Origin of the sequence: Rhodococcus sp. EPR-134 (assembly GCF_001647205.1) — a bacterium.
Lineage (GTDB): Bacteria > Actinomycetota > Actinomycetes > Mycobacteriales > Mycobacteriaceae > Rhodococcus_F > Rhodococcus_F qingshengii.
The window spans coordinates 1-12,264 of the sequence record NZ_LVCT01000457.1; the positions used below are offsets into that span (position 1 = coordinate 1).

The window sequence follows — 12,264 nt, forward strand, 5'->3', positions numbered from 1 at the left end:
GCGGGTCTAGCGTCGCGGCCGGCCATGGACGGCTGTTGTCGCGCGAAGTGCTCGATCGGACACTTGCGGCATGGGCGGCGAGAAAGTTGTCGACGATTTGGATGCAGTCGTCGGCGTGGATGTGGCGCAGTCCTGTGAGGCGAGCGAACACTATCGGTCCGAGGAGCTGAATGAGGGCGAAGGTGGTGTCGATCTCGCCGAGCACAGCGCGGGCGTCAGGGGCCGTCAGGATCTGATCCAGGGACCTGCGGTATTGCTCTATGACACGGGCCCGAAGCGAGACCACCGCGCCAGGATCGAGATCGCGCCGGCTGGCGTCGCCGCTGTTGACGGGTCCCATTGCCAGCCAGGCCAGCGTGGTCATCTGCACCGGAGCTTGTTCGATGAGGTCGGCTTGGGTGGTGAGCAACGAAATCAGACGTTCGCGTAGCGGACCGGTATCGATATCGGTGTCGACTGGGGGTAGTAGTCGCTCGAAGGTTGCAGCAAGCAGGTCAGTGGTACTTCCGAAGTGGCGGTACAGCGTGGCACGCGCAACCTTCGACATGCGGGTGACCGCCTCCACGGTGACCGCCTCGACACCGCCGGTGGCCAGCAGCTGGCCCGCCGCTTCGAGTAACCGGTTACGTGAGCGCGCCAGCCGGGGGTCGGCCGGGCCCTCGGCCGCAACGAGAGGGTCGACCATGAACGGGCTCCGCTCCATTTGACTGACAAGACATGTCCTCGCATGACCATTCTGTCACACCCGCAAAGTTATGATACTAATAGTCTCGTACCGAGACGATCAGTCTCGAACTGGGAGGCTGGCCGTTGAACGAACGTAGATCCGACTCTGCCAGCGTCGCTCGATGGAGCGGTGCCCAGTGGTGGATGTTGATTGTGTCGTGCATGGCAGTCGCGTTAGTGGTGGCCGCAATGGCGGCATTGTATTCAGCGTTGCCACAGATCGCGGTCGCGACAGGGGCGACGCAAGCTCAACTGACCTGGATAGTCGACGGTTATACGCTGGTTTTGGCGTGCTTCGTTCTGCCTGCCGGTGCGATCGGTGACCGGTACGGTCGCCGCGGGGTGCTCGTGGCGGGGTTGGCGTTGTTCGCTTTCGCGTCGGCCTTGCCCTTGTTTCTCGCCGACCCGGCGTGGCTGATCGCTGCTCGCGCGTTGGCTGGGGCGGGTGCGGCGCTGGTCATGCCCTCGACGCTGTCGATACTGACCGCGGGATTTCCACCGGCGCATCGCGGTCGCGCTGTAGGTGTGTGGGCCGGGGTTGCTGGATCCGGGGCGGTCCTGGGCATCCTCGGGGCTGGTGTGCTGCTCGAACAGTGGTCGTGGACCTCGGTGTTCGTCGGGTTGACCGTCGCCGGAGCGGTTCTGGCCGGGTTGGCATGCAGTATCGCGGAGTCCCGCCAGCAGGAGCATCCACCGGTCGATTGGGTGGGCGCGGTGACCGTAGTTGTCGCGGTCGGGGCGATCGTCTTCGCTGTGATCGAGGTTCCGGCCCGTGGCTGGTCGGATTCGCTCGTCGCCATCAGCACTGCGGTGGGCTTGTTCGCAGTTGTGGTGTTCGTCGTCGTAGAACTACGTTCCTCGGCACCCCTACTCGATGTCCGGTTGTTCGCCCGCCGTGGCTTCGGTGCCGGCGCACTGTCGGTCTGTATCCAATTTCTGGTGACCTTCGGGGTGTTCTTGCTGTTGGTGCAGTATCTGCAGTTGATTCTCGGTTATGGACCGCTCACCGCCGCGTTGGCGTTGACCCCTATGGTCGTGCCGCTCATCGTGATCTCGGGGATTGCACCCTGGCTGTCGAACATTGTTGGCCTGCGGGTGATGACCACTGTAGGTCTGCTCACCATCGCGGCGGGACTGGTGATGGTGAGCAGACTGACCGTCGCGGCGACTTACCCTGACCTGCTGTGGCCCTTGCTCATCATGAGTGCGGGTTTGGGGTTGTGTACCGCCCCTGCGACTTTCGCCATCGTCTCGGACACTCCTGAGGCCAAGCACGGGGTGGCTGCCGCGGTCAACGACGCAGCTCGCGAAATCGGTGCCGCGATTGGGATTGCGGTAGCCGGTAGCGTGCTCGCGGCCGGTTACGTTCAGCACATTCAGCCGGCTCTGCCCCAGCTACCCGAGCCTGCCCGTGGTCCGGTGGCCGATTCTCTGGCCGCCGCGTTACAGGTCGCCGACCGCGCAGGACCAGCTGGTCAGCCGCTGGCCGAGTTCGCCAGAGCCGCATTCGTACACGGAAGTGGTCAGGCGACACTGGCGTTGGCGGCGCTGACCGCCGCTGGGGCACTCGTCCTCGCCGTCTTTGCGCCAGGTAGACGCAGCCGTACGACAGCCACCGCGGGTGATGGACGTCGGTGAAGGTCGGCCAGGGTGTCTATTCTTCGGTGTGATTCGTGTCCGTGGCCCGGAGTTGGGCTCGGGCTTGGGACTGCATGAAGTGTTCGACCTCGACCACCACGAACAGGGCAGTAGCGGTGGCTACCGAGCGGCCCTGCGCATCGTCCATCGTGGCCGTGAGATCCAGTTTGCGCCCATCACGAGACCGAACGGCAGCACGCAATACGTATGGAGTGCCGAGCAGAACCGGCGCCAGGTAGTCGAGCTCGAGACGCCGCGTCACGGCGAGCTCACCCACTGTGTAGAGCAGGAAGCCGAACAGATCGTCGAGAACGGTCGCCACCGCGCCTCCGTGTGCTATCCCGGGTGCCCCGACATGACGTTGATCGAACACATGGTGAGCCACCACGCCGTTCTCGTCACGCTGGACCGACAGGGCGTGGCCGTGCGGGTTCTGCGGCCCACAACCAAGACAGTCGGGGTGGTGGGGCGGTAGATCAGGCGACTCGGAAGTCGTGCTCCAGAACGAGCGCGCCCAGTTCTCGACAGCGGGGCCGGCCGACCCGCTGACCTCGTCTGGAATTCTTTTCATGGTCGGACCTCTCTGTCGTGAAACCGTGCCGAGTCTGTCGCGTCTTCGCGCGCTCGGCCTGCACCGCAGCATCCGGTCGGGCGTTCGTCCGACCGGTCGGCGCACTCGCCCCCGCCATGATTACCACGAGCGGGAGTCTTCTCACTCAACGCACCGCCCGGCCCGATAGCGCACACGACGCGGCCGTCGAGCCGAAAATGGTGACCGCGAAACATCGAGGGCTTCCGTCGGCGGGCTGAATTGTTGTCGGCGTGGGGCAGGGATCAGGGTCTGTTGCCGAGCAACGACACGGCATCGATGCAGCGTCCACCGAGAGGCGTCCGACTGTTCCGTCCGGCAACTCCTCGGTCGTTCGGTGTTTCCGCACGCCTGGGGCGATCCGGCACGAGCGGCTGCAGCACAGTGCGATGCGCCGTGCACCGCGCGCCGTCGAACGCCGATGGGCATCATGTCGTGGTGGCGGCCAGCGAGCGTGAAGCAGACTCCAGGGACTCCACCAGGATCAGCTCGAGTGCAGGCAGTTTGGCAGCCGACACGGCCACCGCAGCTGCGCGTGTTCGCACATCGAGACCGCGTTGTGTTCCGGCGCGGGCAGTTTCGGTCCAGGCCTGGGCGCAGTGATCGGCGGCCGCCGCGAGGTCTGCGGTAGCGGGATCACCGGTCAGACGTGCAATCTCGGTACAGCCGTCGGCGAGAAGCCGACGAAAGAGCCCGCCTCCGGTTCCGGCCTTTTCGATGAAGATACCGAGACTGAACAGCAGCGTCTCGAGGTCATCGGGCGGAAGGTCGACCCAGCTCTTCACGTCGGTTGCCAGCTGGTCGACCGCGGCCAATCCTTCGGCACCGGCCGCTGGTACGTGGTCGGCTATTCCCGGTGTCGATGGGGCGCGCATGCTGGCGGCGGATCGGGCAAAGGCCGCGGCCGCGGCAGTCGACACGGGCGGCAGTGTCTGCGGCCATGTGATTCGGTACGTGCAGTGACGTGTCGGTTGCGGGAACGAGGTGGAAGATCGCGCCCGAGCGAGCGCGTCGAGCGGGATCTCCTGCACATCGGCCCGATCGTTGTCGACGACCGAGGCAGTCCCCCCGATCTCGTCGTAGCCGATCACCACGATGTCGTGGCGACTCATCTGCAGTTTCACCCGTAAGTAGGGCAGTTCAGCGATATCGGCCCAGACCAGACTGGGTCGTCCCGCATCGATGTCGTCGCGAACCCATGACCATCCCTCAGCGGGATCGTCGGTCGTGAGAACCTCGACTTGTCCGCCGAGCCTGCGCGGCAAGACGATCTCGAAGTCGGCACCGCGGCCGACCAGGTACATCGGTGGGACCAGGTCGTCCGATCGCAGGTAGGACAAACCGAGATCACCACCCAGTGCGAACACCAACCCCTCGTCGGGTGGTCCGTCCCATCCCAGACCGTGCCACTGGAGAAGGTCTCGCATTGCACCTGACCCGCAGTGCCCTCCCATCCGGTGGGGATAGTTCTCGATCAGAGTCGTGCGGGTCACTGTGGCTGCCTTTCGGGTGGATGGTCGAGCGCGCATGTCGGCATCCTCAGCTGTTCCGGATTCTGTCGAGATACGTTCGGCGAGCAGCCATGTCGACGTCCGCGAGGAACACCGAATCTGTGTTCAGGGCCGCACCCAGTCCGGTCACCAGACGCCGGGGGACGAATTTCACCGCCGCGACCATTGCGCCTGCGAGACGGGTGACGCGGACGAAGGGGCGTGGATTCTCGATCAGATCTGCTGTCGCGCGGGCGATCTCCTCCGGCTCGGCGTTGCGTAATCCCTTTGCGCCGGCGGTTCCGGCGACGAGTTCGGTGTTGGTGAACGTCGGGCGGACTGTGGACAGTCGAACCCCTGACTTGCGATACTCCAGTCGTGCGGCCTCTGTGAATCCGATGACTGCGAACTTGGTAGCGCAGTAGGTCGCCAAACCAGGTACCGCGAGCTCGCCGGCCAATGACGCAGTGTTGATGATGTGTCCGGTGCGGCGCGGCAGCATGCGCTGAAGAGCCAGTTTGGTCCCGAAGATGACCCCCAGGACATTGATCTCGACTTGACGCCGGGTTACTGCATCGTCCTCTTCGTGGGCGTGGCCGGTAGGCATGATGCCCGCGTTGTTGATCAGGATGTCGAGGGGTCCGAGTTCACGTTCGACCAGGTCCAGAAACGTTGTGAACGAGTCAGGTTCGGTGACGTCGAGTCGGGTGACGACCTTCACCCCGAGTTCGGCGGCGGCCTCCTTCGCACGTGCCTCGTCGATGTCGCCGATGGCGACCCGGTGGCCTCGTCGAATCAACTCCTTCGCTGTCTGATAGCCGATGCCGCGAGCTCCACCTGTGATCGCCACGGTCCTGGCGGGGGTGTGAGGTGCGTTGTTCATCATGCTGCGCTCCTTGCATAGATAAGAGACATCGGTAGACGCCGTTCGGGCCGCTCTCGCGGTAGCGGTTGCGCACACAGGAGAGGGATATGGGTATCGCGCGTCGTCTCGTGCCCGGGGAGGCGTTCGGATCGGTCGTTCATCGCCCGCAGCCGCAACCCCAGCGGCAGAACGGGTCTCGTCTGTTCGGTGCAACTTCCGGTGCCCGGCCTCAACACGGCCGCGGCGACGAGACAGTCATGTGGCACAGCTCTGCCAGCAGGTGTCGGCTCACCCGATTCGAAGGTGTCCGAGGCGGTCCGAGTGTTCACGATCGCGATTGTTCGCGGAGAGAACTCCGACCGATCGGCAGTCGGCCGCGATACGGGGTTCGGCGCGTATGTTCTCACCGCTTGTGTTCATCGAGACTCCCGCGGCGAGTTTCGATCCCCGGGAGTTTCGCCCGGCCGGGTGCGGCCGGTGAAAACATCATCGAGTGGGTGAGCGCCCGTGAAGATCGTGGGGCCGTAGGCGTGCCGAAGCACCGTCAAGATCGCGTTCAAGGGTAGGTCATCGAAGACTCCTCGCTCGCGGACATACTCCATGTGCTGAGCTCCGTCTGCGGTGAAGGCATGCATGAGAGCATCGCGATCGCCGTCGAATTCCACTGGCGGCACGCCGAAACGAGCGCACAACTCGACATTGAATGCCGGCGTGGCCTTCAACCACCGGCCCTCGATGTAGAGGCGACTGTAGCCGTGGTAGACGAACAGGTCGGTGCCGCCCATCAGCGCGCGCAACGTCTCGGTCTGCAGGTGATTTCGGACGTCGGCGAAACCGAGCAGTGCCGGGATACCCGCCGCCCGGCACACTGCGGTCAACAGCACCGCCTTCGGGACGCAATAAGCGCGCCCGGTCTCGAGGACGAAGCTCGCTCGATAGTGGGCAGGATCGTCCGACACGGTGTACGGGTCGTACCAGATCCGGTCGCGGACGGCGGCGAAGAGGCGTCTGGCCTTGTCACGGTCGCTGCTCGCATCCCCGATTGCCGCGGCGGTGAACGCCCGCACGGATTCGTGCTCGATGTCGAGGAAGTCCGTTGCTCCCAGATACGCGTGTGGTGGCTGCGTCGTATGTGCCCCGGGCGGGCGGTCTGTCATGGTCATCGCTGATGTTCCCTTTTCTGAGCAAACCGGTTGCTGTTGTGTGCACAACGACCGAAGGATCGGTCAGTTGCGCGCGAGTCCGCCGAGCATCAGGTCTTCGCGTTGGACGGAGAGTCGCTGGGCGATCACCCGTTTGCTGTACATGAACTCGCGCGGGCGACCTATGCAGTCGGCGGCAATGAGCTCACCGGCCTGGAGATAGAAGCAACTGAAATCACTGTCACGGGTGGGGTCACCGCTGAGAACCACTTCGTCGTATCCGGTGTTGAGGCCGGCGATCTGCAGCTTGAAGTGATACTGATCTGACCAGAACCACGGCAACGCTTCGATTTTTCTGGACTTCCCGCAGGCGGTCGAGGCAGCGACTTTGGCCTGCTCTCCTGCGCTCGAGACGGACTCCAACCGTAGTCGACGGCCGTAACGGGCCATGTCGTGGCTCGCGCAGTCCCCCGCCGCCATGATGTCGGGGTCGTTGGTCCGAGTGTGATCGTCGATCACGATGCCGTTGTCGATGACAAGACCCGCATCGGCGGCGAGGTCGGTGTTCGGCTCGACGCCGACACCGACGATGACCAGATCTGCGGGGATCGATTCCCCGCTGGCCAAACTGACTTCGCGAACCTCACGGTCACCGGACAGGCCTTCGACCATCGCGTTCGTTCTGATGTCGACTCCCTGCTCGCGATGTATCCGCTCGAAGAACGTCGATACCTCGGGAGCAGTGACCCGCTCGAGCACACGCCCAGTTGCCTCGAGAACTGTGACCTGCACGCCCAGTGCGCGCAGCGATGCCGCTGTCTCGAGTCCGATGTAGCCGCCTCCGACGATCACCACCCGCCGGCCAGGGCCGGTGGCCATACGGATCCTCTCGACGTCCGCTGCGGTACGTAGGTAGTAGACCCCGTGGAGATCGGCCCCGGGAACGGTGAGCCGACGAGGGCGGGCTCCCGTGCACAGCGCGAGCTTGTCGTAGGCCAGCTTCTCCCCGGTGTCGAGAACGACGTTGCCTTCCGACCGAACGATGGCCTCCACCTGCGCGTTCAGGAGCTGAATACCTTGCTTGGAGTAGAAGTCCGTGCTGCGAATGGCGATATCGTCGAGTACGCATTTGCCCGCCAGGTATGCCTTCGACAGCGGGGGGCGTTGATAGGGAGTGGCAGACTCGTTACCGATGAGGACGATCTCGCCTGTCCAACCTTCTTGGCGCAAACTAGCTGCCAGTTGTGCCCCAGCATGGCTTGCGCCGACGATGATCGCCCGTTGCGATGTCATGCGCTGGAAGTAGGCGTCAGGCGCACCATCATCTTGCTGATGCCCCGCACGAAATTCGACTGAACGTACTCGGGGTCGCCGACGACCTCGATGTTCTCGAAGCGGGGAAGCAACTCCTCCCACAGAATCCGCAGCTGCATTTCGGCCAGCCGATTGCCCATACACCGGTGTACACCGAATCCGAACGCGATGTGATTGCGCGCATTGGCACGATCGATGATGAAATCATCAGGATTCTCGAAAACGCGTTCGTCGCGGTTACCCGAGGCGTACCACATCACCAATTTGTCACCCTTGCGGATGAATTGTCCGTTCAGAACGGTGTCGGCTTTGGCGATTCGGCGCATGTACGCCAAGGGTGTTTGCCATCGGATGATTTCCGAGTTCATGTTGGGGATCAAATCGGGATTGGCCTTCAATTTCTCGAACTGGTCGGGGAATTGGTTCAACGCAAGAACGCCACCGCTCATCGAGTTTCGCGTCGTGTCGTTCCCACCGACGATCAGCAGGACGAGGTTGCCCAGAAATTCCATCGGACGATCGATCAGATCCTTGGTGTCCTCGTTGCTCTGCAACATGGTGATCAGATCGAAACCGGACTCTTCCCCTGCAGACCTCCTGGCTGCTTTGTCATGCCAGAGAGCGCTGAGGCCACGGGCCATGTCACGCATGCCCTCGAACACCTCGTCGTTGTCCGAGGGCCCACCGTTGGCTTGCTCCATCGAGGTTGCCAAATCGGACCAGTAGACGAGTGTGCGGCGTTGTTCGTAAGGGAAATCCAGAAGAGTTGCGAGCATCCGAGCTGTCAACTCGATCGAGACATTCTGCACCCAGTCGAACGGCTCGTTCAAGGGGAGGTCGTCCAGCACCTCCCGTACCCGCGATCGGATCAGTCCCTCCATCTCCCGGAGGTTTTTCGGTGCGACAACCCCCTGGACGGCAGCGCGCTGCTTGTCGTGGCGTGGCGGGTCCATCGCGATGAACATCTCGATATCGAGAAACCGGGGCGGGACGCCGATGACGATGAACGGTTCGGCCGAGAACACAGCGTGATTCTTGTCGACGGCCACGATATCGGCATGGCGCGTGACCGACCAGAACGGGCCGAACGGACTGTTGGGTTGGTAATGAACCGGTGCCTCGTTCCGCACGCGCTCGAAGTACGACTGCCACCGCCCTTGTCTGTAAAGAAAGGGGTTACTGAGGTCGATGTCGGCGAGCTCGACATCCTCGACCGGTGGAATGGGACTTTCGACGAAAATCTTCTTGCCATTCGTGCCAGTCACCCACCGTCGGGTCTTGTCGTACAGATGAGCGCCCTGGATCTGCAGCCCTATAGGGATGGTCGACTGGACCTTGTCGGTGATCGACTCAGAAACTTTCATGCTGTCGTGCCTGCCTTTCACACATCACAATTGGAATTCAGGTGTTCGAACGATCAGGCCATCCCACGCTTCCGAGGCCACCATCTGGCACGACAACCGAGACGTGGGTTCACGCTCGGGGTTCATCGCCAGCATCTCCTCCTCGTTGGCACCGGACAGACCCACCTCTCCTGACCACTGCGGGTCGACGATCACATGGCAGGTGCCACAGGCCGTTTCGCCCCCACAGTCTCCATCGATCCCCGGCACAGCATTGTCGGTTGCAATCTGCATCAACGATCGACCTTCGACCAAGCCCGCCTCGTGCTTCTCACCATCGTGGGCGACGAAAGTTACAACTGCCATGTCAACTCCTCAATTTTCTTCCGCGATTGATAACAGTGTCGCCGCAAACGTGAATGGCGGCCATGTTACGTAGAGTCAAAAACTTGTGAATTCGGGTCAGACGGTTCGCCCCAGAGATCCGACCTGAGTCCACTCCAGATGTGGAGTGCGACAACTCTGCGCTCCGCACGAAGGCATCGAGCGACTGGGCTCCTGTTTCGAAATGCGCGCTCACCAAGTACTTCTTTCACCGCGAAGCCGTCTCACCGGCGACCAGATGGCCATTTCGGATCTCGACGATAGGCAATCTCAGTCCACCCGGAGCGTCCACCGGAACAACGGGCGAGTTGGGGGCGATGGGATCGAGCCGCTGATACGGAAGCCCCTGTGCCGGACGAAGATCCAGCTCGCCCTTGTTCGGCCACAGTGCGGCGGACCGCTCGGCCTGCGCACTGATGGTCAGCGACGGATTGACCCCGAGGTTTGCCGACACGGCCGCCCCGTCCACCACGCTCAGCGTCGGGTAGCCGTGGACGCGGTGGTACGGATCGATGACGCCGTGCGCCGAATCCGAGGCGATGGCGCAGCCGCCGAGGAAGTGGGCGGTGAGCGGAATGTTGAACAGCTCTCCCCAGGTACCGGCCGCGAGGCCGCCGATCTTCTTGGCGATCCGCCGGGTGGCGTCGTTGCCTTCGGGGATCCACGTCGGATTCGGCTCCCCGTGGCCCTGCCTGCTGGAGATCGTGCGGCCGAACGGCCCACGCTTGGTGAACGTGGTGATCGAGTTGTCCAGGTTCTGCATCACCAGCGCGATGATGGTGCGCTCGCTCCAGTGCCGGACGTTGACGACGCGGACGAACTGAATCGGATGCGCGATCATCGCGAACACGAATTTGAGCCAACGCGGAATCTTTCCTCCGCCGTCGGTCATCAGGGTCTGCAGCATGCCCATCGCGTTCGAACCCTTGCCGTAGCGGCACGGCTCGATGTGCGTGTTGGGGCTGGGGTGGAACGAGGACGTGATGGCAACGCCACGCGTGAGATTCATCGACGGGTCCACCTCGTATTTGGCCGCTCCGACGATCGACTCGGAGTTGGTACGCGTCAGTTCGCCGAGTGTGTCCGACAGCTTGGGCAGCGCGCCGGTGTCTTTCATCTTGTGCAGCAGGTTCTGAGTGCCCCAGGTACCGGCTGCCAGAACGACATTGGCCGCGCTGTAGGTCTTCTTGCCCTTGCGGAGCCGAGCGCCGGTGCGCTCGGTGTCGACATCCCAGGTGCCGTCGGATCGGGGGCGCAGGCCGGACACCGTCGTCATCGGCACGATCTCGGCTCCTGCGCGCTCGGCGAGACCGAGGTAGTTCTTGAGCAGGGTGTTCTTGGCTCCGTGGCGGCAACCGGTCATGCACTCACCACATTCGATGCAACCGGTGCGCTCGGGGCCTGCGCCGCCGAAGTACGGGTCCGGGACGGTCTTGCCGGGCTCGTCACCGAAAAACACGCCCACCGGTGTCTGAATGAAAGTGTCGGCGACGCCCATGTCCTCGGCGACCGACTTCATCACCTCGTCGGCAGGGGTCATGTGCGGATTGCGCACCACGCCCAGCATGCGGGTGGCCTGGTCGTAGAACGGCGAGAGCTCACTGCTCCAGTCGGTGATGTGCGCCCACTGCTTGTCCTCGAAGAACGGTGTCTGCGGCTTGTAGAGGGTGTTCGCGTAGTTCAGCGATCCACCGCCCACTCCGGCACCGGCGAGGATGAGGCAATCGCGCAGCAGGTGTACGCGCTGGATGCCGTACAGACCGAGTTTCGGTGCCCACAGGAAACGCTTGAGATCCCAACTGTTCTTCGCGAAGTCCTTGTCCTCGAAGCGTTGCCCGGCTTCCAGGATCCCGACGCGGTACCCCTTCTCCACCAGCCTCAGCGCGGTGACACTTCCGCCGAAGCCCGAACCGACGATCAGAACGTCGTAATCGATTGAACTGCTCGGTGGCGTCGCCATGGCGTCTCCTTCTGGTTCTTCAAACCGGATAACTGCTCCTCGCCCCAGGGGCCTGGACCCCAGCGCAAGAGTGCGCCCCCTCGACGGTGAGACCAAAGCCGACCGCCTGCCTACCCGGGCACACTACTATACAGACGATGACTTTTTGTCCAATTAATTGACAGATGCAGCCTGCGTGTACAGATACTAGTGATGCAGCTCATCAACCACAAGCCGCTGACGCTTCCGTCACCGGCGAGCCGAACCGAAAGGAGCCGGTGCGTCAGAAGCCAGCAAGGAGGGCTCTGACGAGAAGCCGAGGTGCACAGGCGGCGGGGCAAGCCCCGAGATCGACAAGCTAGATCCGCAGCGATCGTCACCGAAATGGCGTGCCGCTCCAGAATTGAACTACCAGGGTAGGTATGACACTAAAATGATATCGACTCATTTGATGGAAACACTTGTGGACGAGATGGAGGACAGGAAGGCAGAGTTGACCGAGAATATCTCTTCATTCATAAGTGCATCAATCCATGAAATGAACGGCAATGCAGACGCAACCGGACTTCTACACACCAGTGTGAAAGCCAACATCAATGCGGCTATCGACTTCCTGGCCGACAGGACTGAGCACGACAACTTGCGAGCTCCGCATGCCGCCCTGTGCCATGCTCGCGTTCTCGCACACACGCATGTCCCGCTGACGGCGCTCGCCCGCGCTTATCACCTGGGCCAATCGAGATTTCTTGAGCATGTCCTGTTCTCGCTCTCGCGAGCTACGCACACGTTGGCCGCGAATCAACTTGCGCATCTGGTCAGCAGGTCTGCCGTCTT

The 12,264-nt window shown here is 62.7% G+C and carries 10 protein-coding genes and 1 pseudogene; 2 read left to right on the plus strand and 9 right to left on the minus strand.

Annotated elements, in window-relative coordinates; genetic code table 11:
- Positions 1-685 (minus strand): TetR/AcrR family transcriptional regulator (locus A2J01_RS21235; RefSeq protein WP_064113515.1); only part of this gene is annotated, 685 nt, incomplete at its 3' end.
- Positions 686-888: 203 nt separating this feature from the next.
- Between A2J01_RS21235 and A2J01_RS21240 the strand changes: the two genes are divergently transcribed.
- Complete coding sequence (locus A2J01_RS21240) at positions 889-2,364, plus strand: MFS transporter (protein WP_442971573.1); 1,476 nt, start codon at positions 889-891, stop codon at positions 2,362-2,364.
- Positions 2,365-2,380: 16 nt separating this feature from the next.
- Here the strand turns inward: A2J01_RS21240 and A2J01_RS21245 are convergent, their stop codons facing one another.
- The 8 genes from A2J01_RS21245 to A2J01_RS21280 form a co-directional block, all read right to left on the minus strand.
- Entirely contained in the window at positions 2,381-2,935 is a 555-nt protein-coding gene (locus A2J01_RS21245) for a PaaI family thioesterase (protein ID WP_042925998.1), read from the minus strand.
- 446 nt (positions 2,936-3,381) lie between these two features.
- Positions 3,382-4,446 (minus strand): BtrH N-terminal domain-containing protein, encoded by a 1,065-nt coding sequence (locus A2J01_RS21250; RefSeq protein WP_042926000.1) that lies wholly within the window; start codon positions 4,444-4,446, stop codon positions 3,382-3,384.
- A 46-nt stretch (positions 4,447-4,492) separates the two neighbouring features.
- Positions 4,493-5,329 (minus strand): SDR family oxidoreductase, encoded by an 837-nt coding sequence (locus A2J01_RS21255; RefSeq protein ID WP_054186658.1) that lies wholly within the window; start codon positions 5,327-5,329, stop codon positions 4,493-4,495.
- Positions 5,330-5,724: 395 nt separating this feature from the next.
- Positions 5,725-6,465: a transglutaminase-like domain-containing protein gene (locus A2J01_RS21260; RefSeq protein WP_054186661.1), complete on the minus strand. Its 741-nt coding sequence runs from the start codon at positions 6,463-6,465 to the stop codon at positions 5,725-5,727.
- 69 nt (positions 6,466-6,534) lie between these two features.
- Positions 6,535-7,743, minus strand: coding sequence for an NAD(P)/FAD-dependent oxidoreductase (locus A2J01_RS21265; RefSeq protein WP_042926002.1), 1,209 nt, complete (start codon positions 7,741-7,743; stop codon positions 6,535-6,537).
- Positions 7,740-9,128: a cytochrome P450 gene (locus A2J01_RS21270; protein WP_042926022.1), complete on the minus strand. Its 1,389-nt coding sequence runs from the start codon at positions 9,126-9,128 to the stop codon at positions 7,740-7,742. Before A2J01_RS21270 ends, A2J01_RS21265 begins: the two co-directional genes overlap by 4 nt.
- A gap of 24 nt (positions 9,129-9,152) precedes the next feature.
- On the minus strand, positions 9,153-9,473 hold the full coding sequence (locus A2J01_RS21275; protein WP_042926005.1) for a 2Fe-2S iron-sulfur cluster-binding protein: 321 nt from the start codon (positions 9,471-9,473) through the stop codon (positions 9,153-9,155).
- A 226-nt stretch (positions 9,474-9,699) separates the two neighbouring features.
- The gene (locus A2J01_RS21280; RefSeq protein WP_042926008.1) at positions 9,700-11,451 is read right to left on the minus strand and encodes an FAD-dependent oxidoreductase; all 1,752 of its coding nucleotides are present in this window, start codon (positions 11,449-11,451) and stop codon (positions 9,700-9,702) included.
- Positions 11,452-11,968: 517 nt separating this feature from the next.
- Here A2J01_RS21280 and A2J01_RS21285 point away from each other — a divergent pair.
- Positions 11,969-12,264 (plus strand): annotated as a pseudogene (locus A2J01_RS21285) (hypothetical protein); the annotation flags it as partial.

Coding starts and splice junctions, on each gene's coding strand:
- A2J01_RS21280 (WP_042926008.1), bottom strand. CDS start 11,451: ATGGCGACGCCACCGAGCAGTTCAATCGATTACGACGTTCTGATCGTC.
- A2J01_RS21275 (WP_042926005.1), bottom strand. CDS start 9,473: ATGGCAGTTGTAACTTTCGTCGCCCACGATGGTGAGAAGCACGAGGCG.
- A2J01_RS21270 (WP_042926022.1), bottom strand. CDS start 9,128: ATGAAAGTTTCTGAGTCGATCACCGACAAGGTCCAGTCGACCATCCCT.
- A2J01_RS21245 (WP_042925998.1), bottom strand. CDS start 2,935: ATGAAAAGAATTCCAGACGAGGTCAGCGGGTCGGCCGGCCCCGCTGTC.
- A2J01_RS21240 (WP_442971573.1), top strand. CDS start 889: ATGGCAGTCGCGTTAGTGGTGGCCGCAATGGCGGCATTGTATTCAGCG.
- A2J01_RS21265 (WP_042926002.1), bottom strand. CDS start 7,743: ATGACATCGCAACGGGCGATCATCGTCGGCGCAAGCCATGCTGGGGCA.
- A2J01_RS21260 (WP_054186661.1), bottom strand. CDS start 6,465: ATGACAGACCGCCCGCCCGGGGCACATACGACGCAGCCACCACACGCG.
- A2J01_RS21255 (WP_054186658.1), bottom strand. CDS start 5,329: ATGATGAACAACGCACCTCACACCCCCGCCAGGACCGTGGCGATCACA.